We start from the raw sequence: 23,822 nt of genomic DNA, 5'->3' as shown, positions 1-23,822 counted from the left end.
CTCAGAACCTCTCCGGGAAAACGAGGGCGAGGATCAGGTAGCCCAGCAGGGCGACGGCCACGAGCAGGCCGACGATGTTCTCGGCGGTCACAGCTTCGTCACCCCCTTGGCGACGAGAGCCACCAGCGCGAAGACCGCGATCGTGGTGACGACGAAGGCCACATCGGCCATCGTGTGCTCCTAGAGAGGTTCGGATGAACGGACCTCTAGAGGAAACAGCCAATACCGACGGGTACGGCCTGCGTTGACGCCTCCCTTACGGCCATTAGCGCGCCCTTGACGGATTTCATACGCGTGCCGCCTGGACCTGCGAAAACGCCGCTGGGCCGGAACCCGTAGTACGGGTTCCGGCCCAGCGAAACGGCGTCTTCGAGCCGCCCAGGGCCTGTGGGAAGCCCCTGGGGACGACTGTCGGGTCAGCGCACCTCGGTGATCTCGGGGCCGCGGTTGAGGCGGTCCACACCGCCCGCGAAGCGCGAGCCCTGCTCCTCCTGCTGCAGGCCCTCGGCCACCATCTGGGCGTCCTCGGGCAGCTTCAGGACGATGGGGTCGCGGGGGGCCATCGGGGACTCGCCGCGCACCACAACGGTGTCCCGGAAGATCTGCTCCAGCAGGCCGGCGGTCTGCGGCTGCACCGCGCCCTGGCCGGAGATCACACCGCGCAGGAACCAGCGCGGTCCGTCACATCCGACGAAGCGCACCAGCTGCACGCCCTGGGTGCCGTCCGGCAGGGCCACGGGCACCTGGGCCCGCAGCTCCCAGCCGAGGGGGCCCTCGACCAGGTCCACGACACCGCCCTGCTGGGTGATGCCGCCGGCGATCTCCTCCCGGACCTCGTGCCAGATGCCCTCGCGCTTGGGGGCTGCGAACGCCTGGAGCTGCACCGCGCTGTCGCGCAGCACCACGGTCGCGGCGACGATCGCGTCACCGGCGACCTCGACCCGCAGCTCCATGCCCTCGACGCCGGGCACGAACAGCCCGCCGAGGTCCACCCGGCCGTCGCCGGGCTCCATGACCTCGGAGATGTCCCACGGCCCGTCGGGGCGCGGTTCCGGCTCCAGCCGGATCCGGCTCTCGGCCGCGGTGGCATGTGCGTCATCGTCGGCGGGGGCATCCCCTGCCGACTTCTCGGAGGTCACGTCGTCGAGGTGATCGGCACTCTCGACGACGTCCTCGCTGCGCTTGCGGCGACGACCGAACACGTCACTGTCCTTCCCGGTCGCAGGCGACCGAAGCGAATCCATTCCCCACGGCAGCGTGGCCACCGGTGGACCCGAAGCCCCCTTCGGCCCGCGCCGAGCCGGGAAGCTCCGCCACCTCGTGGAAGCGAACCTTCTCGACCTGCTGAACAACCAACTGGGCGATGCGGTCGAACCTCTCGAACCGGACGCTTTCGCGCGGGTCCAGATTGACCACAATCACCTTGATCTCTCCACGGTACCCGGCATCGATGGTGCCCGGGGCGTTGACCATGGACACTCCGCACCGGGCGGCGAGGCCGGACCGGGGGTGGACGAAGGCGGCGTAGCCGTCGGGCAGCGCGATCGAGATGCCGGTGGGCAGCACCCTGCGCTCACCCGGGGCCAGCTCGGCGGCCTCGGTGGTGACCAGGTCGCAGCCTGCGTCGCCGGGGTGACCGTACGAGGGAATCCCCACCTCGGGGTCGACGCGGCGGATCAGGACGTCGACGGGCTGTCGCACTACGGGTTCACCTCAAAGGCTCGGGCGACCTTCACCTGGTCGGGGTCGGCGAGAGCGGCCTGGATCTCTTCCTTGCGGCCGTTCTCGATGAAGTGGTCGATCTTGACCTCGACGAAGACGGCGTCCGCGTGGACCGCGACCGGCCCCTCCGGGCCGCCGATCCGCCCCGTCGCCGTGCAGTAGATCTTCCGGCCGTGCACCGCGACGGCCTCGGCCTCCAGGTGCAGCACCGTGCCCACCGGCACCGGACGCACGAAGTCCGTCTCCAGCCGGCCGGTCACCGCGATGACCCGCAGGAGCCAGCCCAGCCCGCCCAGCGTCTCGTCCAGCGCCGTGGCCAGCACACCGCCGTGCGCCAGGCCGGGAGCGCCCTGGTGGGCCTCCTTGACCCGGAACTCGGCGGTGACGCTCACGCCCTCGCCCGCCCGCGTCTCCAGGTGCAGCCCGTGCGGCTGCCCGCCGCCACAGCCGAAGCAGTGCTCGTAGTGCGACCCGATGATCTCTCCGGGCGCGGGGGCTTCGGGGTGCCGCACCGGGGGCCCGGCATCGGCCGGCGGTGTCAGCGCTGTCGTTCGTCCACTCACAGGGGCTGACCTTACCCGCGCAGGACGCACCCGGTCCCGTCCGTGCCAAGCTTGTGCGTATGCAGCCTTACGAAGAACGCCTGACGGCGCCCCGTTCCTGGTGGTTCATCGCGGTTCTCACCGGTGTGGCCATGGCGCTGATCCTGCTGCCCCTGGGCACCCTGCCCATGCTCGGCGGGCTCGTCGGCGGCGGGGCGCTCGCGGCGGCCGCGGTCAGTTCGTACGGCTCGGTGCGCATCAGGGTGGTGGGCGGCTCGCTCGTGGCGGGGGACGCGAAGATCCCCGTCGAGGCGCTCGGGGTGCCGGAGGCCCTGGACGCGGAGGAGGCCCGCGCCTGGCGCACGCACAAGGCCGACACCCGGGCGTTCATGCTGCTGCGCGGATACGTGCCGACGGCCGTGCGCATCGAGGTCACGGACCCGGCCGACCCGACGCCCTACCTCTACCTCTCCACGCGCTCCCCGGAGCGCCTGGCGGCCGCTCTGACGGCCGTGCGGGCCTGAGGTCTAGACGGTGTCCTGACCCGGGCCCTGCGCGTCCCAGGGCACCTGGCGTTTGCGCAGGTCCTTGCGGACCTTCTCGGCGAGTCTCTTGGTGTCGCGGCGGTTCATCACCGCACCGACCGTCGCGCCGATCATGAAGGGCGCGAGGTTGGGCAGGTTGCGGAAGGTGCGCTTGAGCACCTGCTGGCGCAGTTCGCGCCGGAGCTGGCCGCCGAGGGCGGCGTTGACCGTCAGCGGGGACGTGACGTCGATGCCCCGCTCGTCGGCCCAGGCTCCGAGGTAGGCGACGGCGCGCTGGCGCACCGTGCCGGCCGCGGGAACGCCGTACACCTCGTGCAGCTCGGCGATGAGCTTGAACTCCACGGCGGCCACGCCGATGATCTCGGCCGCCAGCTCGGCGGGCATGGCGGGCGGCACGGGCAGCATCGCCGCTGCGCCGATGCCGGCGCCCACGGTGGACGTGCCGTAGACGGCCCCGGCCACCAGCTTGTCCGCCAGCTCCTCCGGGCCGAGGCCGGGGAACTGGACGCGAAGGGTCGCGAGGTCGCGCACGGGGATGCGCGGGGCGTTCGCGATGATCCGGTCGGCGACGGCGGTCAGGGCCGCCCGCGCTCCCCGGCCGCCCTGCTGCACCGTGCGGGCGCCACGGCCGACGAGGGCCGCGAGCGGGGCCTTGCGGCCCCGCTCGACGCTCGCGTCGTCACCGGCCCCCGCCGGGCCGCCGGACGCGTCCGCGGCAGGCCCGGTGGTCGGCTCGGGCTGCCGGGAGCGCCGCTTCCGGAACGGGGTCGAGCCTGCCATGGCAGACCCTCACCTCACTCGCAGTCGCGGCAGATCGGCTGACCGTTCTTCTCACCGGCCAGCTGGCTGCGGTGGTGCACGAGGAAGCAGCTCATGCACGTGAACTCATCGGCCTGCTTGGGCAGGACCCGGACGGCCAGCTCCTCGTTGGAGAGGTCGGCGCCGGGCAGCTCCATGCCCTCGGCCGCCTCGAAGTCGTCCACGTCGACGCTCGACGCGGACTTGTCGTTCCGGCGAGCCTTGAGTTCTTCCAGGCTGTCGCTGTCGACGTCCTCGTCGGTCTTGCGTGGGGTGTCGTAATCCGTTGCCATGTCGCTCTCCCCCTCTGGGTGTCTGCGGTATCTCCAGCGCACGTAACGCGTGAGAGGCCGGACTTGTGCCCGACCCGAGGCGGAGATTTTGCCTCACATCAAGGTCTGTTACTCAATCGACACCCAACCGCACACCTGAAGAGGTGATCGGGACGGGTAGCGATCGGGACCCCACCCGGCCCGAAAGCCGGGTGCGGCCGCGCCATCTCGTGTACTTCCCGTGATCAGGACCCCCGGAAACCCCCATTTTTCAGGCGTTCCCGGAGCCACGGCCGTCACGGAGAGTAGATGGCCGGAAGTCGGCGTATGTGACTGAACACACACGGCCACGGTGCCGGTCGGAACGGGTAAATTCCGCCCAAAGCGAACCGGTGGCCGACCTATTGTCTCAGGTCTGCGCGGCTGCTGCGGACCTCCCGGCCCCCTGCGTCAGGTGGGCAGCACCACACGCATGACCAGGCCACCCCCCTCGCGGGGCTCCGCGGTGATCCGCCCGCCGTGCGCGCGGGCCACCGAGCGCACGATGGACAGACCCAGGCCGACGCCCTTGTCGCTGCCCGTACGCTCCGTGCGCAGCCGGCGGAAGGGCTCGAAGATGTTCTCCAGCTCGTAGGCCGGGACGACCGGGCCGGTGTTCTCCACCACCAGCACCGCCTGGCCCGGCTGGGCCTCGGTGGTGACCTCCACCCAGCCGTCCGGGGCGTTGTAGCGCACCGCGTTCTGCACCAGGTTCAGCGCGATCCGCTCCAGCAGCACGCCGTTGCCCTGGACGACCGCGGGCTGGCGGGTGCCCCTGAGCTCGACGCCCTTGACCTGGGCCTCGGCACGGGCCTGGTCGAGGGCCTGGGAGGCCACCTCGGCGAGGTCCACGGGCTTGCGGTCCACGATCTCGTTGTCGCTGCGGGCGAGCAGCAGCAGGCCCTCCACGAGCTGCTCGCTGCGCTCGTTGGTGGCCAGCAGCGTCTTGCCCAGCTGCTGCAGCTCCGGGGAGACCCCGGGGTCGGAGAGGTGGACCTCCAGCAGCGTCCGGTTGATGGCCAGCGGCGTCCGCAGCTCGTGCGAGGCGTTGGCCACGAACCGCTGTTGCGCCGTGAACGCCCGCTCCAGCCGGTCGAGCATCTCGTCGAAGGTGTCCGAGAGCTCCTTCAACTCGTCGTCCGGTCCCCCCAGTTCGATGCGCCGGGTCAGGTCGGTGCCGGCGACCCGGCGGGCCGTCCGGGTGATCTTGCCCAGCGGCGAGAGGACCCGGCCCGCCATGGCGTAGCCGAAGGCGAACGCGATCACGGCGAGGCCCAGCAGCGCCAGCAGGGAGCGGCGCAGCAGGGAGCCCAGGGCCTGGGCGCGCTGGTCGAGCATGCACTGTTCGAGGATGCGGTTGGCCTGCTCGGCGTTGAGGCCGGGCGTCTTCAGGTCCGGGCAGGTGTCGCCGGTGACCCGGACCTGACTGCCGTCGACGAGCTTGATCAGCGGCTCACTGCCCACGCTCAGCGCGTTGGCGGCCAGCAGGTAGATGATCGTCAGCAGCAGCACGCCCGCCATCAGGAACATCCCGCCGTACAGCAGGGTGAGGCGTATGCGGATGGTCGGGCGCAGCCACGGGAACGGGCGGACGACCGGCTGACGGGGGTCCCAGGTGGGCTTGGGCGGCGTCGCCGACGGCCCGGCCTGCGGCGGCGTGGGCGGGGCGGGGGTGGGGGGCGTGGCCGGCATCGCGGGTCAGATCCGGTATCCGGAGCCGGGCACGGTGACGATCACCGGAGGCTCCCCGAGCTTGCGGCGCAGGGTCATGACGGTGACCCGCACGACGTTGGTGAACGGGTCGGTGTTCTCGTCCCACGCCTTCTCCAGCAGCTGCTCGGCCGAGACCACGGCCCCCTCGCTGCGCATCAGCACCTCCAGCACCGCGAACTCCTTGGGCGCCAGCTGTACCTCCTTGCCCTCGCGGAACACCTCGCGGCGGTTGGGGTCCAGCTTGATGCCGGCCCGCTCCAGGACGGGCGGCAGCGCGACGGTCGTGCGCCGGCCGAGGGCCCGGACGCGCGCGGTCAGCTCGGTGAACGCGAACGGCTTGGGGAGGTAGTCGTCGGCGCCGAGCTCCAGGCCCGCCACGCGGTCGCTGACGTCACCGGAGGCGGTCAGCATCAGGACGCGGGTGGGGATGCCGAGCTCGACGACCTTGCGGCAGACGTCGTCGCCATGGACGACCGGCAGGTCGCGGTCGAGCACGATGACGTCGTAGTCGTTGACGGCGATGCGCTCCAGGGCGGCGGCCCCGTCGTACACGACGTCGACGGCCATGGCCTCCCGGCGCAGTCCGGTGGCTACGGCGTCTGCGAGCAGCTGCTCGTCCTCGACGACGAGTACGCGCACGGCGCTGATCCTTCCTCTTGTGCCCCTCTGGGCAGCCTCGATGACCCCGTTGGGTCACTCCATCCTGCCTCGGATGTCGATAAACCGGCCGTAAGGGGTGCTCCTCGGCCGGACGGGGCAGGGATTCCGGATTGCTTGCCGGTGGCAGGTTTCCCTCCGGGCGGGGGTGGGGAAGACGTCTGCACACCCGCGATCACGCTTCTCCGTACGTCCACGCGTACCCGGATACCCACGCACGTGATCGTTTTCGCCGTGGCACACCCCCGTGCCGCCTACCCACGACGAGGGGGCGCAGCACCATGGACGCGTTCACCGCTGGCATCCTGCAGCGCATAGAGAGCACCCGGTCCGACCTCGACCACGCCCGCCGTACGGGCGACGAGTACCTCGCCGACGTCGAACAGGCGGAGCTGGACGACCTCCACCGCCTGGCCGCCGAGCACGGCGTAGCGATCAACGCGCTCTGACGCTCGCAAGGCGCCCCGGCACCGTCTGGACGGTGCCGGGGCGCTTTGCCGTGTCCCGGGGCCTGCGGGGCGGCAGGGGCCGCCCACCGGGCCGTGGCGGACGGGGTCAGTCGTGCCAGGCCCCCAGGGCCTCCAGCCGCTCCTGGAGGGGCTCGAACAGGCCGGGGGGTGCCGCCACCGTCAGCTCGCCCGACGCGGGCTCGCCGGGCCGCCCGCCGGTGAGGGCGCCCGCCTCGCGGGCGATCAGCGCGCCCGCGGCGTGGTCCCACGGGTTCAGGCCCCGCTCGTAGTAGGCGTCGATCCGGCCGGAGGCCACGTCGCACAGGTCGATCGCGGCGGAGCCGCTGCGCCGGATGTCACGGACCTCCGGCAGCAGCGCCCGCAGGACCTCCGCCTGGGCGGCCCGCCGGTCGGTCAGGTAGCCGAAGCCGGTGCCCAGCAGGGCCTGGGCGAAGGGCGCTGCCGGCCGGCAGCGCAGCCGCCGGTCGCCCAGGAAGGCGCCCTCGCCGCGCACCGCCCGGTAGGTCTCGCCGCGCACCGGCGCCGTGACGACGCCGACGACGGCCTCGCCGTCGATCTCCGCGGCGATGGACACGGCCCAGGCCGGGAGGCCGTAGAGGTAGTTGACCGTCCCGTCGACCGGGTCGATGACCCAGCGCACCCCGCTGGTGCCCTCGCTGCTGGTGCCCTCCTCGCCCAGCAGCCCGTCCCGGGGACGGCGCTCGGCGAGGAAGGAGGTGATCAGCTTCTCGGCGGCGATGTCCATCTCGGTGACCACGTCGATGGGGCTGGTCTTCGTCGAGGCCACGCCGAGGTCGGCCGGACGGCCGTCCTTCAGCAGGGCGCCGGCCCGCTCGGCGGCCTCCAGGGCCACGGCCAGCAGTTCGGCCTTGAGGGTGTCGCTCACGATGGTGGTGCTCCTTACGCGTACGGGCTGTCGGCGCCCGCGGCCGCCGGGCGGGGCGCCCGGGCCGGGCAGCAGCCGGCGGGGCAGAGGTCGTGGCCGGGGCCGAGCGCGCCCAGCGCACAGCGCTCGGGCAGCTCGCCGCGCTCGCTCGCGGCGCGCTCCAGGACGAGCTCCCGCACGGCGGCGGCGAAGCGGGGGTCGGCCCCGACGGTGGCGGCCCGGGCGACCGGCAGGCCCAGCTCGGCGGCCTTGGCCGTGGCCTCGGTGTCGAGGTCGTACTTGACCTCCATGTGGTCGGAGACGAAGCCGATCGGGACCATGACCACGGCCGGCGCCCCCTCGCCGTGCACGGCTTCCAGGTGGTCGCAGATGTCGGGTTCGAGCCAGGGGATGTGCGGGGCGCCGCTGCGCGACTGGTAGACCAGGCGCCACGGGCGGTCGGTGCCGGTCCGCTCGCGCACCGCTTCGGCGACGAGCCGGGCCACGTCCAGGTGCTCGGCGACGTACGCCCCGCCGTCGCCGTGGCCCTCGGCCGGGCCGGAGGTGTCGGCGGCGGCCGTGGGGATGGAGTGCGTGGTGAAGGCGAGGTGCGCGCCGGCCCGTACGTCCTCGGGCAGCCGGTCCAGCGCGGCCAGCGTCGCGTCGACCACGGGCCGGACGAAGCCGGGGTGGTTGAAGTAGTGCCGCAGCTTGTCCACGCGTGGCAGGGGCAGACCCTCCGCCTCCAGCGCGGCCAGGGCGTCGGCGAGGTTCTCGCGGTACTGCCGGCAGCCGGAGTAGGAGGCGTAGGCGCTGGTGGTCAGGGTGAGCACGCGGCGGTGGCCGTCGGCGACCAGCTCGCGCAGGGTGTCGGTCAGGTACGGCGCCCAGTTGCGGTTGCCCCAGTAGACCGGCAGGTCCACGCCGTGCGCGGCGAAGTCCTCGCGCAGGGCGCGCAGCAGCTCGCGGTTCTGGTCGTTGATGGGGCTGACGCCGCCGAAGAGGAAGTAGTGCTGCCCGACCTCCTTGAGCCGCTCGCGGGGGATGCCGCGCCCGCGGGTCACGTTCTCCAGGAACGGCACGACGTCGTCCGGTCCCTCGGGCCCGCCGAAGGAGAGCAACAGCAGGGCGTCATAGGGGGCGTGGGCTGACTGATCCGACATGGCCCCGATCCTGCCACCCGGTACTGACAGGCGGGAAATGCGAGTGCGGCGGGGAAAGCCGGCCCGTAAGCTGTATCGGCCTCCAACAGTCCTTACGGCACCCTCCGTCCGTCCCTCTGAGCCTCCACGGGAGCCGTCGTTGTCCAGTCCGTACGGTGCGATATTCGCCGCCCCCGGCGCCAAGGGCTTCTCCGCGGCCGGTTTCTTCGGCCGGCTGCCGCTGTCGATGATGGGCATCGGTATCGTCACGATGGTCTCGCAGCTCACCGGCCGCTACGGCCTGGCGGGCGCGCTGTCCGCGACCCTGGCGCTGGCGGCGGCGGTGTGCGGCCCGCAGATCTCCCGGCTGGTCGACAGGCTGGGGCAGCGCCGGGTGCTGCGGCCGGTGACGGCCGTCTCGCTCGTCTCGGTGGCGGGGCTGCTGGTGAGCGCGCACGAGCGGTGGCCGGACTGGACGCTGTTCCTCTTCTCGGCCGGCGTGGGCTGCGTGCCCAGCGTGGGTTCGATGGTGCGGGCCCGCTGGGCGGCGATCTACGAGGGGTCGCCGCGCGAGCTGCACACGGCCTACTCCGCCGAGTCCGTCATCGACGAGGTGGTCTTCATCGTCGGGCCGATCCTGTCGATCGGCCTGTCCACGGCGTGGTTCCCCGAGTCGGGCCCGCTGCTCGCCGCCTGCTTCCTCGGAGCCGGCGTCTACTGGCTGACCGCCCAGCGGGCCACCGAGCCCCGGCCCCACCCGCGCACGGAGCACTCGGGCGGCTCCGCGCTGAAGTCTCCGGGACTGCAGGTGCTGGTGGGCGTCTTCGTGGCCACCGGTGCCATCTTCGGCTCGGTCGAGGTGGTGACCGTGGCCTTCGCCGAGGAGCAGGGCCACAAGGCGGCGTCGAGCCTGGTGCTGGCCGTGTACGCACTGGGCTCCTGTCTGGCGGGGGCCGTCTTCGGACTGCTGCACCTGAAGGGCGAGCCGGCCCGCCGCTGGGTTCTGGGCGTGTGTGCGATGGCCGTGAGTATGATCCCCCTCCAACTGGTCGGGAACCTGCCGTTCCTGGCCGTGGCGCTCTTTGTCGCGGGCCTGTCCATCGCGCCGACGATGGTCACCACCATGGCCCTCGTCGAGCAGTACGTACCGCGCGCACAGCTGACCGAGGGCATGAGCTGGACGAGCACCGGGCTCGCGGTCGGGGTGGCGCTCGGCTCGTCGGCCGCCGGCTGGGCGGTGGACGCCGCCGGCGCCGCGGCGGGGTACGCGGTGCCCGGCGCGGCGGGAGTGCTCGCGGCCGCCGGCGCGTTCCTCGGGTACCGCCGGCTCCGGCCGGCGCCGGAGCGGGTGGGGGTTCGCATTGACGACGGCGACGACACGGGCGAGCAGTGCCTGGCGTAGCAGCGGACGACGCAACGGAGAATGGCGCAACTGGGCGGGCAACGTCACCGCACGGCCCGTGCGAACGGTCGCCCCGGCGACGGCGGAGGAGCTGGCGGACGCCGTCGTCCGAGCGGCCTCGGACGGTCTGAGGGTCAAGGCGGCCGGCTCCGGTCACTCCTTCACCGCGGCCGCCGCCACGGACGGCCTGCTGATACGCCCCGAGCGGCTGACCGGCATCCGCTCGCTGGACCGGGCCGCCGGGACGGTGACGGTCGCCGCGGGCACGACGCTGCGGCACCTCAACCGCACGCTGTCGGCACACGGCCTGTCGCTGACGAACATGGGCGACATCATGGAGCAGACGGTCTCCGGGGCCGTCAGCACCGGCACGCACGGCACCGGCCGGGACTCGGGTGCGATCGCCGCCCAGATCCGCGGCCTGGAGCTGGTGACCGCCGACGGCGCGGTGCTGACCTGCTCGGCACAGCAGAACGCGGACGTCTTCGCCGCGGCCCGTGTGGGGCTCGGCGCCCTGGGTGTGATCACCGCGATCACCTTCGCCGTCGAGCCGGAGTTCCTGCTCAGGGCGCGGGAGGAACCCATGCCCCTCGACCGGGTGACGACCGAGTTCGATCAGCTGGTCGCCGAGAACGAACACTTCGAGTTCTACTGGTTCCCGCACACGGCGAGCTGCACCACCAAGCGCAACAACCGCAGCCCGGGTCCCGCGGCACCGGCCGGCCGGTTCGGCGGCTGGGTGGAGGACGAGCTGCTCTCCAACGGCGTCTTCGGTGCCGCCTGCGCCCTGGGCCGTGCCGTGCCGGCGGCCGTCCCCGGCATCGCCGCCCTCGCCGCCCGCGCCCTGTCGGCCCGTACGTACACCGACGTGCCCTACAAGGTCTTCACCAGCCCGCGCCGCGTCCGCTTCCTGGAGATGGAGTACGCGCTGCCACGGGCGGCGGCGATGGCGGCGCTGCAGGAGCTGCGGAAGATGATCGAGCGCAAGCGGCTGCGCGTCGGCTTCCCCGTGGAGGTGCGGACGGCCCCGGAGGACGACGTCCCCCTGTCCACGGCGTCCGGGCGGGACACCGCCTACCTCGCCGTACACATGTACAGGGGAACACCGCACCGGGCGTACTTCACCGCGGCCGAGCAGATCATGACCGCCCACGGCGGCCGGCCGCACTGGGGGAAGCTGCACAGCCGCGACGCGGCGTACCTGGCCGGCGTCTATCCGCGCTTCGGGGAGTTCACCGCGGTGCGGGACCGGCTGGACCCGCACCGCGTGTTCGGCAACGACTACCTGCGGCGCGTGCTCGGGGAGTGAGGCGGCGCGGCCGGGCCTAGGCGGTCGTGCCCGGCCCGGTACCGGTGGTCGTGCCCGCCGCGGCGTTCTGACCCTGCGGGGAGGCGGAGGGGGCGCCACCGGCGCCGCCGGTCCCCTGGCCGCCGGTCGCACCGCCCTTGCCGTCGCCGCTCGTGCCGCCGCCCGGGGACCCGCTGGGCGCGGGCGTGGTGTCCGGCGACGGCGTGCCGCCGCCCCCGGCCGAGGGGGAGGTCTTCGGGTCCGGCGTCTGCCGGCCCGTACCGCCGCCCGGCTGCGAGGCGCCGGGGGAGGGCGTCGGGGTGTCGTCGCGGCCGGGCCGCTCGCTGCCGCCGTCCCGGGAGCCGCCGGTTCCGGGCTCCTGCCGCCGGTCGTCGTCCTGCTGCTTCCCCTGCTTCTCCGGCTGGAACAGGCGGCTGACGGTCGTCCCGTCCTTGCTGCCGTCGGCGCTGGAGCCGGAGACCAGCTCGACCGCGGTCACCGTGCCCATCGCGAGGGCGAAGACGGCTCCGGCGGCCAGCAGGGGGCGCTTCCAGCCGCGCAGCCGGGTGCCGTGGACCGTGCCGTGGCCGTACTCCCCGGATTCCCGGGATGCCCCGGACCATCCGTCGGTGTGCGCGTGAGGGAGCGCGCCGGTGTACGCACCGGCGTGCGCCCGCGAGGGCGCCCGGTGCCCGTCGGAACGGGACGCCTGAGGCAGGAGTTGCGTACGGTCCTCGGCCCGGGGCGGCGCAGGAGGCTCGTCGGCCGTGCCCCGCACCGGAAGGCGGCCGGGCCGCGGCTCCGGCCGGTTCGCCGACGGGGTCGTCGCGTCGCGGAACTGCTCACCCGTACGTTTGAACAGGTGATGAAAGACCGTGCCACCCGTGGTGGCCACCACGCTGACGACACCGGCACCGATGACCGTGCCATATACACCGAGTTTGCCCGCGAGCAGTGCCGCAATCACCGCCGCCAGCGCACTACCGGACACTTGTGCGACGCTCAGGTCCAGGCGCCTGTCCTTGGCTTTTGCCTCGCTTTCGGCTTTGTCGTCCATCTCCAACCCCTGTTGGTACCTTCGGTCCCTGTTGTAGACAGAAGAGACATTCGAGCCTAACGAACAGTTCCGAATCGGGCGATTGTGTGAACCTCGCCACCCATGGGTAGGCGCCCCGCCACAAGGGGCGCATTTCAACTCCCTTGTCGCAGGTGAACTTCGCTGGCGCGCCGATCCACCCCCAGTGGCCCGAATGGAGTACTGTGACGAGCCCTGGCCCCAATATCCCGTCCGGCTGCCCGGAACCCACCGGAACCGACGGGAGGGGCCCGGGCGGCTCTCGCCCCGTCAACTCGGCAATGTTGTGGCAGGCTGCTACCCGGGCAGGCCACACTCGACTAGCGGAAGCAGCGACGCAGGTGACGTCGGCAGGCACCACCCGGGAGGTCCCCATGCCCGAACTGCGTGTCGTGGCAGTCTCCAACGACGGCACACGGCTGGTGCTCAAGGCTGCGGACAGCACGGAGTACACGCTTCCCATCGACGAGCGGCTGCGTGCCGCCGTGCGCAACGACCGTGCGCGTCTCGGCCAGATCGAGATCGAAGTGGAGAGCCACCTCCGCCCCCGCGACATCCAGGCCCGCATCCGGGCCGGTGCGTCCGCGGAGGAAGTCGCGCAGCTCGCGGGCATCCCCGTGGAGCGGGTCCGGCGCTTCGAGGGCCCCGTGCTCGCCGAGCGCGCCTTCATGGCGGAGCGCGCCCGCAAGACGCCCGTGCGCCGTCCGGGTGAGAACGCCGGCGGACCGCCGCTCGGCGAGGCCGTGGCGGAGCGCCTGGTGCTGCGCGGCGCCGACAAGGACACCGCCCAGTGGGACTCCTGGCGCCGCGACGACGGCACGTGGGAGGTCCTGCTCGTCTACCGCGCCGCCGGCGAGCCGCGCGCGGCGAGCTGGACGTACGACCCGCCGCGCCGGATCGTTCAGGCGCTGGACGACGAGGCCCGCGCGCTGATCGGCGAGACCGACGACACGCCCGAGCCGAGCTTCCCGTTCGTGCCGCGCATCGCCCGTCTGCCGCGCGACCGGCCGCTGGACCGCTCCCTGGACCGGCAGCAGCAGGCCCCCTCGACGGATCCGGAGGCTTCCTCCGACGAGGCCCCGGCCGAGGAGACCGCCAAGGAGCGGGACTCCCTGACGAGCCTGCTCGAAGCGGTGCCCAGCTTCCGGGGCGACATGGTCGTCCCGGAGACGGCCGGCACGGCCCCCGCCCCGGCCCCCGACACGCCGGACGAGGAAGCGGATGCGGTGGATCCGCCCGCGCCGGCCGCCAGCGCGGGATCCGCGTACGCCGATGTGCTCATGCCGCGCTCCGTCGCCGGTCACCGCGAACGCCTCATCGGCACCACGGACCGCCAGGCCGAGGCCGACGGCGTCCGCCCGGGCCGCCGCGCGGCGGTCCCGAGCTGGGACGAGATCGTCTTCGGCACCCGGCGCAAGAAGCAGGACTGACGGCGTGCGCCCCGGGTCTCCCGGGGCGCGGCGGCGTCAGCCCGGCAGCGGTCCCGTGGCCACCGGCCGGGCCGGGTCGGACGTCCATTCGCTCCACGAACCGACGTACAGGGCCGCGGAGATGCCCGCCGTCTCCAGTGCGAGTACCTGCTGCGCCGCGGAGACGCCGGACCCGCAGTAGACGCCCACCTCGGTCCCGTCCACCGCCCCCAGTCCGGCGAACCGCGCCGCGAGCTCCCGCGCGGGCCGCAGGCGGCCGTCCTCGCCCACGTTGTCCGTGGTGGGCGCCGAGACGGCCCCGGGGATGTGCCCGGCGACCGGGTCGAGCGGCTCCACCTCACCGCGGTAGCGCTCCCCCGCCCGGGCGTCGAGCAGCAGCCCCCGGCGCGCCAGCGCCGCCGCGCCGTCCGCGTCGAGGACCGGCAGCGCCCCCGGCCGCGGGACGAAGTCGCCCTCCGTCACCGTCGGCACCTCGGTCACCGGCCGGCCCCCGGCCGCCGTCCAGGCGGCGAAGCCGCCGTCGAGCACGCGCACGGACGGGTGCCCGGCCCAGCGCAGCAGCCACCACGCCCGGGCGGCGGCCCAGCCCAGACCCCCGTCGTACACGACGACCGGGTGGTCCGCCCGGACGCCGGCCCGCCGCATCGCCGCCCCGAACTCCCCGGCGTCCGGCAGCGGGTGACGCCCCCTCGCCCCCGGCGCGGAGGCCAGCTCCGCATCCATGTCGACGTAGACGGCTCCGGGGAGGTGGCCCGCCGCGTACTCCGGCCGGCCGGGCGGCCCGCCGGGCCGGTAGCGGATGTCCAGGAGCGTCGGCGGCCGCTCGCCCGCCGCCTCGCTCTCCCATTGCGTCGCGGTGATGATGGCAGTCATACCCCCATCCTGGCGTACCGGCATTGCGCCGAACGGCCCCCTGGCCAGACGCCACGATGCTGATCGATACTGGACGCCGACCCGCGGGCGGTGAAGCGGAACGCGAATGCGGGCATTCTCCCGCGGGAACCGGTGAAGTCCGGCGCGGCCGGAGGCGTCCCACGACCGGTGGTGCAAACATCTGGTCGGGCACCGCCCTGTACCACCCCGCGCGCGCCGGAGCGGGACGCGCGGCCACCACGAGGGTCCGAGGAGACGACTGACGATGACCGAGGTATGGGGATCCTCCGGGACCGGCGAGGAGGAGGGCCCGCGGCAGGCACCCGGCACCCCCTGCTGGACCGGGCTCATGGTGCACGACCTGGAGACGGCCAAGGAGTTCTACGGCGCGCTGTTCGGCTGGTCGTACTACGACCCGGGCCCGCGCCACCTGGGACCGTACGTCCGGGCGACGCTCGACGGCCGCAACGTCGCCGGAATCGGCGAACTGCCGCCCGACCGTCAACTCACGGGCTCCTGGACCACCTATCTGGCGAGCGACGACGCGGACGTGTGCGCGGAGTGGATCCACTGCGCCGGCGGCACGGTCGGGGTGGGCCCGCTGGCGGCCGAGCGGGCGGGGCGGCTGGTGCTGGCCTCCGACCCGGCGGGGGCCTCCTTCGGCGTCTGGCAGGGGCAGCGGCTGCTGGGCTCCCGGCCGGAACGCACGCCGGGCACCCCGGTCTGGCACGAACTGGTGACCCACGACGCGTCGGTGGTCCTGAAGTTCTACCGCGCGCTCTTCGGCTACGAGGCCAAGGCTGCCGGCGACATGGACGGCGAGACGGTCACGCTGCACGTGGACGGGCGCCCGGTGGCCGCGATCCGCAGCGCCGGCCCCGGGCTGCGCCAGCCGCACTGGATGCCGTACTTCGAGGCGGCGGACGTGGACACGGCCGCCGGGCGGGTCACGGAGCTGGGCGGCCGGGTGGTGAGCGCTCCGCAGGAGACGCCGGCCGGCCGGGTGGCGACGGTCACGGACCCGGAGGGCTCGGCCTTCACCCTGCTGCGGACGGCCGGCTAGCCGGACCGCGCCGGCTCGCCGCGGGTCACTCGGAGCCGACGGGGTCCACGGGCAGCACGTCGGGCGACAGGGCGGCGGCGTGCGCGGCGGCGGCCGTCAGCCGGCGGCGGTGGTGCCGGCGGCACAGCACCTCGTAACCGACCACGGTCTCGGGCTGGTTGACGTCGCCGACGACGATCTGCTCGCCCTCGACGACCATGTGGCCACCGATCGTACGGGCGTTGTGCGTGGCCCGGGCCCCGCACCAGCACAGCGCTTCGACCTGCAGGACCTCGATGCGGTCGGCGAGCTCGACCAGGCGCTGGGAACCGGGGAAGAGCTTGGTGCGGAAGTCGGTGGTGATGCCGAACGCGAAGACGTCCAGTTCGAGGTCGTCGACGACCCTGGCCAGCTGGTCGATCTGGTCCGGGGTGAGGAACTGCGCCTCGTCCGCTATGACGTAATCGGCGCGGCCGCCCGCCGAGAGGTGCGCGACGAGGTGCGCGTAGAAGTCGAACCCCTCCCCCGCCTCGACGGAGTCGGTGACCAGGCCCAGCCGGGAGGACAGCTTGCCCGCGCCCGCACGGTCGTTGCGGGTGAAGATCATGCCTTGCAGGCCACGGGCCGAACGGTTGTGCTCGATCTGCAGAGCGAGGGTGCTCTTTCCACAGTCCATGGTTCCGGAGAAGAACACCAGCTCGGGCATGGGAAGGCCAATGCCTTTCGTCTTGTCGGCGGGGGTGGGTGAGAAGCGTGGGGGCGGGCGGCGGGCCCGTCAGGAGCGCACTTCGAGGAGCGGCACGAGCTGCTCGACGGGCGTCATGGAACCGTGCAGGCCGACCATGGTCGATTCGTTCGGTTCGGTCTCGGTCGCCACGATCGCGATGTCGTCGCGCGCGGCCGCGACGACGTCACCGATGCGTGCGTGCACCCGGTCGTCGACGCCCTGGCCGGGCGGCCCGAACCAGCCCGCCTCGATCGCCTCGTCCCGTCCGGCGACCCACATCTGCTCGCCGAGCACCTCGCGCCACACGGCCAGCACGTCGGCGGCCGCGCCGGGCACCGCGTAGACGTGCCGGGCCCGGGCCTCGCCGCCCAGGAGCGCCACGCCGGCGCGCAGCTCCCAGTCCTCGTCGAAGTCGATGCGCGACTCCGGGTCGAAGGGGATGTCGATCATGCCGTGGTCGGCGGTGACGTACAGCGCGGAGCGCGGGGGCAGCTGCTCGGCCAGGCGCTGGGCGAGCAGGTCCACGTACATCAGCTGGCCGCGCCACTCGTCGGAGTCGACGCCGAAGCGGTGGCCCTTGCCGTCCACCTCGCTGTAGTAGGTGTAGACGAGCGAGCGGTCCGCCGCGCCCAGCCGGTCGGCGGCGAGGTCCATCCGCTCCTCGCCGGAGAGGCGGCCGTGGAAGGTGCCGCCACTCAGTGCGATCTTCGTCAGCGGGGTGTGCTCGAAGTCGGGGGACGAGACCTGGCAGGTGGCGACGCCGGCGGCGTCGGCGAGCTGGAAGACGGTGGGGTACGGCTGCCAGGCGTGCGGGTCGGTCCACGGGCGCCAGCGCAGCTGGTTCATCAGCCGGCCGGTGGCCGGGTCGGCGACGGTGTAGCCGGGCAGGCCGTGGGCGCCGGGCGGCAGGCCCGTGCCGACCGAGGCCAGGGACGTGGCGGTGGTCGACGGGAAGCCGGCCGTCATGGGCGCGCCGGTGCCGTTCATCGAGCTCGGCAGCAGCGAGTGCAGGAAGGGCGCCTCGTCCGGGTGGGCGCGCAGCAGCTCCCAGCCCAGGCCGTCGATGAGGAAGACGCAGACCCGGTCGGCGGGGGCCAGTTCCATGCCCGTGCCGAGGCCGGGCACGCCCATGCCCGCGGCGATCGTCGGCAGCAGGTCGGCGAGCGAGCCGGTGCCGTAGCGGGGCAGCGGGGCGGAGCGGGGGTCGAGCGGGGCCGGCTCGGGCCAGGCGGAGCCGGCGAAGGCGGGATGGGACATCAGCGGGCGGTCGCCGCGGTGGCCTCGGAGAGCGACTGGGCGAAGGCGAGGGCCTGGCGGACGGTGTCCGGGCCGTCACCCGCCTCGCTGACCCGCAGGCTCAGGTCGTCGGCGGTGGAGGAGCCGGTGTAGCCGTGATCGGCGTCGCAGTTGGGGTCGCCGCAGGCGGCCGGCTCCAGGTCGATGCGGGAGACGGCGCCCCAGCCGATGGTCAGGACGACCTCGCGGGGCAGGGTGCCCGGGGTGTACGCCTCCGGGTTGGCGACGACGCGGCTGAGCACGACCGAGGAGATGCGGTCGAGCTTGACCGACTCGGTGGACGTGGTGGCGTACGGCGACGGGGAGGTGTTGTCGGCGGCCTGCTCGTCGGTGTGGCTGACGATGAATCGGGTGCCGGTCAGGACGAGGACCGTGACGTGACGGCGCACCTCGTTGGAATCGAAGGTCGTCTCCTGGTGGACCAGGTACGACACGACCGGCTCCCCGCCCACGGCGGCCTCCACCGCCTCGGCCACGAGAGCCGGGTAGTAGCCGCTGCGCTCGATGGCCGCGCGCAGCCCCTGGGTCGTCGTACCGGTCTTCGCCATATGCCCATCCTACGGGGCGTACGGGACCCCTCTGCCGCCGATCCCGGGCAGGGCGCTCAGTACGGCGGCAGACTGCGCGGGCCGAGGTCGGTGCGGGCCGGTGGCGGGGCGATGCGCAGGGATGCGCCGAGGACGTGCACGCCGTGCTGGGCGACGATCACCGGCTCCAGGTCGGCGCCCACGACCTCGGGGTGGTCGTCGACCAGGCGGGACACGCGCAACAGCAGCTCCTCCAGCGCCGGGGTGTCGACGGGGGTGGAGCCGCGCCAGCCGAAGAGCAGGGGCGCGGTGCGGACGGAGCGGATCAGCTCGGCGGCGTCCCGGTCGGTGGCGGGCACGAGGCGGTGGGCCGTGTCGCCGAGCAGCAGGGAGGGGGCGCCGGCCAGCCCGAAGGAGAGGACGGCCCCGGCGGCGGGGTCGATGGTGGCCCGGACGACGGTGTCGACGCCGCGCGGGGCCATGGACTGCACGACGAGGCGGATCTCCTCGGGTCTGCCGAGGAGCTCGGTCAATTCGGTGTAGGAGCGGCGCAGTTCGGCCTCGCTGCCGAGGTCGAGCCGGACGCCGCCGAGGTCGGCGCGGTGGCGCAGGTGCGGGGCGGTGGGCTTGAGGGCGACGGGGTAGCCCAGGCGCTCCGCGGCGCGGACGGCTCCGTCGGGGTGGGGTGCGGGGAGGGCGGGCAGCACGGCGATGCCGTAGCGGGCGAGCAGCCGCTGGGTGTCGGCGGCGGAGAGCGTCACGGCGCGGGTCGCGTGGTGGGCGGTGAGGAGGACGTCGATGTCGGCGGCGGCGCCGGCCTCGTCGATGTCGTCGTACTCGGGCACGCGCCCGGGGGTGGCAGCCTGCTTGCGCCACTGGGCGTAGCGCACGGCCTCGGCGAGCGCCCGGACGGCGCGCTCGGCGGCGGGGTAGGCGGGTATGCGGACCGCCGGCGGCGCGGGGGGCGGTCCGTCGCCGGGCGCCGGGGCCGGGGCCGTTGGGGCGGCGAGGGCCTCGGGGAGGCCGGGGATCTCCAGGTGGACGACGGCCACGGGCTTGGCGGCCGGGGCCGCGGCGACGGCGTCGCGCAGGGCCTCGGCGAGGTCGGCGGCGGAGGTGTCGCCGACCCAGGGGATGGCGGTGACGACGACGGCGTCGCAGGCCCGGTCGGCGAGGGCCTCGCTCAGGGCCGTGCGGAAGTCCGCCGGGGTGGCGGCGGTGGTCAGGTCGCGCGGCATGAGGGGGCGCAGCCCGTCGGTGAGGCAGGCGTCGTAGGTGAGCAGGGCGAGGGACTCGGAGTTGCCGAGGATGGCGACGCGGGGGCCGTCGGGCAGGGGCTGGGAGGCGAGGAGCAGGCCCGCGTCGGCGAGCTCGGTGACGGTGTCGACGCGGATGACGCCGGCCTGGCGCAGCAGGCCGGAGACGGTGGCGTCGGGGATGCGGGTGGTGGGGACGGTGTGCCCGGCGGGCGCCGCGGAGCCGTGGCGGGCGCCCTTGACGACGACGAGCGGCTTGCGGGCCGCGGTCCGTCTGGCCAGGCGTGCGAACTTGCGCGGGTTGCCGATGGATTCCAGGTACATCAGGGCGACGTCGGTGTCGGGGTCGTCGTGCCAGTACTGCAGGAAGTCGTTGCCGGAGACGTCGGCGCGGTTGCCGGCGGAGACGAAGGTGGAGATGCCGACGAGGCCGGCCGCACGCCGGTGCAGGCCGCTGAGCAGGGCGATGCCGATCGCGCCGGACTGGCTGAAGAGGCCAACGCGCCCGGCGGCGGGGAGCTCGGGCGACAGGGAGGCGTTGAGCCGGACGCCGGCGGCGGTGTTGATCAGGCCGAGGGCGTTGGGGCCGATGACGCGCATGCCGTAGGTGCGGGCCTGCCGGACGAGCTCGCGCTGGCGCTCGCGGCCCTCGGCCCCGCTCTCGGCGTAGCCGGCGGACAGGACGACCAGGCCCTGGACGCCGTGCTCGCCGCAGTCGGCGACGACGGCGGGGACGTGCTCGGCGGGGACGGCGACGACGGCGAGGTCGACGGGGTCCTCGATGGTGAGGACGGAGCGGTGGGCGGGGACGCCCTCGGGCTCCAGGACGGAAGGCTCCGCGGGGAAGGCGGTGTTGACGGCGTAGGTGCGTCCGGTGAAGCCGCCCGCCAGGACGTTGCGCAGCACGGTGCGGCCGAGGCCGCCCGGCTCGCGGCCGGTGCCGACGACGGCGAGCGAGCGGGGGGCGAGGAGCCGCTGCACCGAGCGGGCCTCCGCGAGCCGCTCGCGGGCGCGCTGGACGGCGAGCGAGGCGTCGGTGGGTTCGAGGTCGAACTCCAGGCGGACGATGCCGTCCTCGAAGCTGCGCTTCTGGGTGTAGCCGGCGTCCGTGAAGACCTTGATCATCTTCGTGTTGGCGGGCAGCACTTCGGCGGCGAAGCGCCGGATGGAGCGCTCGCGGGCGACGGCCGCGATGTGCTCCAGCAGGGCGGAGGCCACGCCCCGGCCCTGGTGGGCGTCCTGCACGAGGAAGGCGACCTCGGCCTCGTCGGCGGCGCCGGAGGCCGACATGCCGCGGCCGTCGATGCGGTCGTAGCGGACGGTGGCGATGAACTCGCCTCCGACGGTCGCGGCGAGGCCCACCCGGTCGACGTAGTCGTGGTGGGTGAAGCGGTGCACGTCCCGGTCGGAGAGGCGGGGGTAGGGGGCGAAGAAGCGGTAGTACTTGGACTCGTCCGAGACCTGTTCGTAGAAGCTGACGAGGCGCTCCGCGTCGTCGGGCGTGATGGGGCGGATCCGCGCGGTGCCTCCGTCGCGCAGCACGACATCGGCTTCCCAGTGAGCCGGGTACACATGCTCGGGCGGCGTCTGCATGGGGCCAGCGTAAGGCCGGGCACCGACAAGCGGTGGTGGCGTCCGGCCCCCGGTCACGGGGCCGGACGGCCCGGGCGGGGGCGCGCGGGGCATCGTGCGCCCCGTGCGACAATGGTCTAGACAACCAATATCGACTTGAAGGGCAACACCATGGTTGAGCGCCGCGTAAACGTCGGCTGGGCCGAGGGCCTGCACGCCCGGCCCGCGTCGATCTTCGTCCGTGCGGCGACCGCCGCCGGCGTCCCCGTGACGATCGCCAAGGCGGACGGCAACCCCGTCAACGCCGCCTCCATGCTCGCCGTGCTGGGCCTGGGCGCCCAGGGTGGCGAGGAGATCGTCCTGGCCACCGAGGCCGAGGGTGCCGAGGCCGCGCTCGACCGTCTGGCCAAGCTCGTCGCCGAGGGGCTTGAGGAGCTCCCGGAGACCGTCTGACGCTCCGGCCGTCCGGACGTCTTTCCTCTGTTTTCCTTTTCCGCCCGCTCCACGGGAGCGGGCGTGCGGCGGGGCCGCGGCGGCCGGAAGGCCACCGCGGCCCCGCTGTTCACATCCGGCCGGGAACCGCCACGAATTCCCCGCCGCTATTCCCCATGAATAGCGGCCGGTTGTTAAGAACGGGCGCTCGCCGTGTTGACGGATTGTTTCGGCGCCGGCACCGTTTCCGCGCCCGCCGGCCGGCGCAGCCGGAATTGCCCGGGGGAACGGCCGGCCCGGGCGACCGCCAGGGCCCGCGCGCGCTCGGCGTCCCCGCGGGCCACGGCGTCCACCAGCGCCCCGCACGCCTCCCAGCTCTCCAGCGGCCGCACCTGCGGCTCCGCCGCGTACACCCATGCGATCTTGCGGCGCAGCTGGGTGAGGAGCGCCGCGAGGCTGGCGCTGCCCGACGCCTGGGCGAGGGTCTCGTCGAACCAGTCGGCCAGCGGGCGCAGCTCCGCGGTCCGGCCCGCGCGGGCCCGCTCCTGGCCGAGCCGGACCAGTCCGCGCAGCACCTTCAGGTGGGCCTCCGTGCGGCGCTGGGCGGCCCGGGCGGCGCCCAGCGGCTCCAGCAGGGCGCGCACGTCGAGCAGGTCGGCGGCCTCCCGCTCGGTGGGTTCGGCGACGCAGGCGCCCGCGTGCCGCCGGGTGGTCACGAAGCCCTCGGAGGCCAGGGTGCGCAGCGCCTCGCGCACCGGGACACGGGAGACCCCGTAGCGGCGGGCCAGGAGTTCCTCGATGAGCCTGCTGCCCGGCGGGAAAACGCCGGAGACGATGTCGTCGCGGATCGCCGTGCACACCGCGTGCGCGGAAATGCGTCCGCCGGCGCGGACCGTCTCGCCATTGCCGTTCACGTACGGCCCCGCATGGGTGTACCTCCGACCAATGACTCAACCCCCGTGCAGCACGGCCGATTGACGCCCGTTCAGCGACTCTATGGCAATCGCTTGGGATTTCCGACGGGTCCGTCGTTTCATGGATATTTTTTGGCCAACCGGGAACGGGCACAACGCGAAGGCCCCGGCCGTGGGGGCCGGGGCCTTTCGTGAGGCTGTCGCCGCTCGCGCGGACGCGGGCGCTGCTACAGGCTGACGCCGTGCGCGCTCATGTAGGCGATCGGGTCGATGTCGGAGCCGTAGGTGGCGCCGGTGCGGGCCTCGAAGTGCAGGTGCGGGCCGGTGACGTTGCCCGTGGCACCGGAGAGGCCGATCTGCTGGCCCGGGGTGACCGTCTGGCCGACGGAGACGTCGAGCGAGGAGAGGTGCGCGTACTGGGTGTAGGTGCCGTCGTTGTGCTTGATGACGACGTTGTTGCCGTACGCGCCGCCCCAGCCGGCCTCGACGATGGTGCCGGCGGCGACCGCGTGCACCGAGGTGCCGGTCGCGGCGTGGATGTCGATGCCGGTGTGGCTGCCGGAGGACCACAGGCCGCTGGACGCCTTGTAGGAGGTGGAGACGTAGGAGCCGTCGATGGGGCTCACGTACGTGCCGAGGCGCTTGCGCTCCTCGTCGCGGGCGGCGCGCTCCTTGGCGGCGCGCTCCTCCTCGATCTTGCGCTTGGCCTCTTCGGCGCGCTGCTTGGCCTCGGCGGCCTTCTGCTTGGCGGTGGCCTCGGCCTGGAGGCGGATGGCGGCCTCGTCGGCGGCGCTGCGCTGGGTCTCCGCCTGGGCGTCGACGTTGCCGGCCATGACGTCGCCGATGACGACGGCCTGCGTCAGACCGGTGTCCTCGGGGCGCTGGGTGTCGTCAGAGGCGGCGAAGGCCGGGGCGGCGACACCGGCGACCACGCCCGCGGCGGTGAGGGTGGCTATGCCCGCGACATTGGCGCTGACACGCACGGCTCGGCTCGGACGACGGTGCTTACCCATGGCTGGGCGATCCTTTCCTTCCTTCTCGCCTACCGGGTTAGCTGACGGGTTCGGAGCAGGAAGGTCTCCTACGGCTCCCTCGTGAGAGGGACCCGATTCACCCCAGGGACGTTTGGGTCCCCGGCTCCCCTCGACTGGCGTCTCGGGGACTCGGCGATGGCTGCCCGGGGCCGCGGTTGCGGCTCCGATCTGACGGACTGCCGCCCTGAC

The 23,822-nt window shown here is 73.4% G+C and carries 25 protein-coding genes and 1 riboswitch; of the genes, 7 read left to right on the top strand and 18 right to left on the bottom strand.

Going from position 1 to position 23,822, the window contains the following annotated elements:
* Window position 1: 1 nt before the first annotated feature.
* The 4 genes from kdpF to LE181_RS10485 form a co-directional block, all read right to left on the bottom strand.
* On the bottom strand, window positions 2-91 hold the full coding sequence (gene kdpF / locus LE181_RS10500; RefSeq protein ID WP_071961700.1) for a K(+)-transporting ATPase subunit F: 90 nt from the start codon (window positions 89-91) through the stop codon (window positions 2-4).
* Between the two features lie 325 nt (window positions 92-416).
* Window positions 417-1,202: a DUF3710 domain-containing protein gene (locus tag LE181_RS10495; protein ID WP_225660948.1), complete on the bottom strand. Its 786-nt coding sequence runs from the start codon at window positions 1,200-1,202 to the stop codon at window positions 417-419.
* A gap of 1 nt (window position 1,203) precedes the next feature.
* Complete coding sequence (gene dut, locus LE181_RS10490) at window positions 1,204-1,701, bottom strand: dUTP diphosphatase (RefSeq protein WP_225660947.1); 498 nt, start codon at window positions 1,699-1,701, stop codon at window positions 1,204-1,206.
* Window positions 1,701-2,285: a PaaI family thioesterase gene (locus LE181_RS10485; RefSeq protein ID WP_225660946.1), complete on the bottom strand. Its 585-nt coding sequence runs from the start codon at window positions 2,283-2,285 to the stop codon at window positions 1,701-1,703. Before LE181_RS10485 ends, dut begins: the two co-directional genes overlap by 1 nt.
* Window positions 2,286-2,344: 59 nt before the next feature.
* Here LE181_RS10485 and LE181_RS10480 point away from each other — a divergent pair, with 59 nt between their 5' ends.
* Entirely contained in the window at window positions 2,345-2,788 is a 444-nt protein-coding gene (locus LE181_RS10480; RefSeq protein WP_225660945.1) for a DUF3093 domain-containing protein, read from the top strand.
* A 3-nt stretch (window positions 2,789-2,791) separates the two neighbouring features.
* Here the strand turns inward: LE181_RS10480 and LE181_RS10475 are convergent, their stop codons facing one another.
* The 4 genes from LE181_RS10475 to LE181_RS10460 form a co-directional block, all read right to left on the bottom strand.
* The gene (locus LE181_RS10475; RefSeq protein ID WP_225660944.1) at window positions 2,792-3,589 is read right to left on the bottom strand and encodes an EcsC family protein; all 798 of its coding nucleotides are present in this window, start codon (window positions 3,587-3,589) and stop codon (window positions 2,792-2,794) included.
* Window positions 3,590-3,603: 14 nt separating this feature from the next.
* A complete protein-coding gene (locus tag LE181_RS10470) occupies window positions 3,604-3,900 on the bottom strand; it encodes a DUF4193 domain-containing protein (RefSeq protein ID WP_190110455.1) in 297 nt (98 codons plus the stop codon).
* A gap of 429 nt (window positions 3,901-4,329) precedes the next feature.
* The gene (locus LE181_RS10465) at window positions 4,330-5,610 is read right to left on the bottom strand and encodes a sensor histidine kinase (protein WP_225660943.1); all 1,281 of its coding nucleotides are present in this window, start codon (window positions 5,608-5,610) and stop codon (window positions 4,330-4,332) included.
* Between the two features lie 6 nt (window positions 5,611-5,616).
* A complete protein-coding gene (locus LE181_RS10460; RefSeq protein ID WP_190110453.1) occupies window positions 5,617-6,270 on the bottom strand; it encodes a response regulator transcription factor in 654 nt (217 codons plus the stop codon).
* A gap of 299 nt (window positions 6,271-6,569) precedes the next feature.
* On the opposite strand from LE181_RS10460, the gene LE181_RS10455 reads away from it, so the two are divergent.
* The gene (locus tag LE181_RS10455) at window positions 6,570-6,737 is read left to right on the top strand and encodes a hypothetical protein (RefSeq protein WP_225660942.1); all 168 of its coding nucleotides are present in this window, start codon (window positions 6,570-6,572) and stop codon (window positions 6,735-6,737) included.
* A gap of 106 nt (window positions 6,738-6,843) precedes the next feature.
* On the opposite strand, the gene LE181_RS10450 is transcribed toward LE181_RS10455, so the two are convergent.
* Window positions 6,844-7,644 (bottom strand): inositol monophosphatase family protein, encoded by an 801-nt coding sequence (locus LE181_RS10450; RefSeq protein WP_225660941.1) that lies wholly within the window; start codon window positions 7,642-7,644, stop codon window positions 6,844-6,846.
* A 14-nt stretch (window positions 7,645-7,658) separates the two neighbouring features.
* Window positions 7,659-8,786, bottom strand: coding sequence for a ferrochelatase (locus tag LE181_RS10445; RefSeq protein ID WP_225660940.1), 1,128 nt, complete (start codon window positions 8,784-8,786; stop codon window positions 7,659-7,661).
* A 139-nt stretch (window positions 8,787-8,925) separates the two neighbouring features.
* Between LE181_RS10445 and LE181_RS10440 the strand changes: the two genes are divergently transcribed.
* On the top strand, window positions 8,926-10,167 hold the full coding sequence (locus tag LE181_RS10440) for an MFS transporter (protein WP_225660939.1): 1,242 nt from the start codon (window positions 8,926-8,928) through the stop codon (window positions 10,165-10,167).
* Window positions 10,127-11,476: a D-arabinono-1,4-lactone oxidase gene (locus LE181_RS10435; RefSeq protein ID WP_225660938.1), complete on the top strand. Its 1,350-nt coding sequence runs from the start codon at window positions 10,127-10,129 to the stop codon at window positions 11,474-11,476. Before LE181_RS10440 ends, LE181_RS10435 begins: the two co-directional genes overlap by 41 nt.
* A gap of 16 nt (window positions 11,477-11,492) precedes the next feature.
* On the opposite strand, the gene LE181_RS10430 is transcribed toward LE181_RS10435, so the two are convergent.
* Window positions 11,493-12,512, bottom strand: coding sequence for a chromosomal replication initiator protein DnaA (locus tag LE181_RS10430; protein WP_225660937.1), 1,020 nt, complete (start codon window positions 12,510-12,512; stop codon window positions 11,493-11,495).
* A gap of 392 nt (window positions 12,513-12,904) precedes the next feature.
* Between LE181_RS10430 and sepH the strand changes: the two genes are divergently transcribed.
* Window positions 12,905-13,960 carry a septation protein SepH gene (gene sepH / locus LE181_RS10425; RefSeq protein ID WP_225660936.1) on the top strand — a complete coding sequence of 352 codons (1,056 nt, stop codon included), beginning with the start codon at window positions 12,905-12,907 and terminating at the stop codon, window positions 13,958-13,960.
* A gap of 36 nt (window positions 13,961-13,996) precedes the next feature.
* Here the strand turns inward: sepH and LE181_RS10420 are convergent, their stop codons facing one another.
* A complete protein-coding gene (locus tag LE181_RS10420) occupies window positions 13,997-14,833 on the bottom strand; it encodes a sulfurtransferase (protein WP_225660935.1) in 837 nt (278 codons plus the stop codon).
* 265 nt (window positions 14,834-15,098) lie between these two features.
* On the opposite strand from LE181_RS10420, the gene LE181_RS10415 reads away from it, so the two are divergent.
* The gene (locus LE181_RS10415) at window positions 15,099-15,896 is read left to right on the top strand and encodes a VOC family protein (protein WP_225660934.1); all 798 of its coding nucleotides are present in this window, start codon (window positions 15,099-15,101) and stop codon (window positions 15,894-15,896) included.
* Window positions 15,897-15,921: 25 nt separating this feature from the next.
* Here the strand turns inward: LE181_RS10415 and LE181_RS10410 are convergent, their stop codons facing one another.
* From LE181_RS10410 to LE181_RS10395, 4 genes are all read right to left on the bottom strand, one after another.
* Window positions 15,922-16,581, bottom strand: coding sequence for a thymidine kinase (locus LE181_RS10410; protein ID WP_225660933.1), 660 nt, complete (start codon window positions 16,579-16,581; stop codon window positions 15,922-15,924).
* 69 nt (window positions 16,582-16,650) lie between these two features.
* Window positions 16,651-17,859 (bottom strand): alkaline phosphatase family protein, encoded by a 1,209-nt coding sequence (locus tag LE181_RS10405; protein ID WP_225660932.1) that lies wholly within the window; start codon window positions 17,857-17,859, stop codon window positions 16,651-16,653.
* On the bottom strand, window positions 17,859-18,446 hold the full coding sequence (locus LE181_RS10400; RefSeq protein WP_225660931.1) for a DUF5998 family protein: 588 nt from the start codon (window positions 18,444-18,446) through the stop codon (window positions 17,859-17,861). Before LE181_RS10400 ends, LE181_RS10405 begins: the two co-directional genes overlap by 1 nt.
* A 56-nt stretch (window positions 18,447-18,502) precedes the next feature.
* A complete protein-coding gene (locus LE181_RS10395; RefSeq protein WP_225660930.1) occupies window positions 18,503-21,274 on the bottom strand; it encodes a bifunctional acetate--CoA ligase family protein/GNAT family N-acetyltransferase in 2,772 nt (923 codons plus the stop codon).
* A 150-nt stretch (window positions 21,275-21,424) separates the two neighbouring features.
* Here LE181_RS10395 and LE181_RS10390 point away from each other — a divergent pair, with 150 nt between their 5' ends.
* On the top strand, window positions 21,425-21,706 hold the full coding sequence (locus LE181_RS10390) for an HPr family phosphocarrier protein (RefSeq protein ID WP_225660929.1): 282 nt from the start codon (window positions 21,425-21,427) through the stop codon (window positions 21,704-21,706).
* 173 nt (window positions 21,707-21,879) lie between these two features.
* On the opposite strand, the gene LE181_RS10385 is transcribed toward LE181_RS10390, so the two are convergent.
* Both LE181_RS10385 and LE181_RS10380 read right to left on the bottom strand, forming a co-directional pair.
* A complete protein-coding gene (locus LE181_RS10385) occupies window positions 21,880-22,599 on the bottom strand; it encodes a GntR family transcriptional regulator (protein WP_225660928.1) in 720 nt (239 codons plus the stop codon).
* Window positions 22,600-22,826: 227 nt separating this feature from the next.
* Window positions 22,827-23,612, bottom strand: a complete 786-nt coding sequence (locus LE181_RS10380; RefSeq protein ID WP_225660927.1) for a M23 family metallopeptidase — start codon at window positions 23,610-23,612, stop codon at window positions 22,827-22,829.
* A gap of 12 nt (window positions 23,613-23,624) precedes the next feature.
* A riboswitch (cyclic di-AMP (ydaO/yuaA leader) is annotated at window positions 23,625-23,778 on the bottom strand.
* Window positions 23,779-23,822 lie beyond the last annotated feature (44 nt).

The sequence above is a fragment of the Streptomyces sichuanensis genome (genome assembly GCF_020328095.1).
GTDB lineage: Bacteria > Actinomycetota > Actinomycetes > Streptomycetales > Streptomycetaceae > Streptomyces > Streptomyces cinnamoneus.
This window is presented reverse-complemented; position numbering and strand designations above follow the sequence as displayed.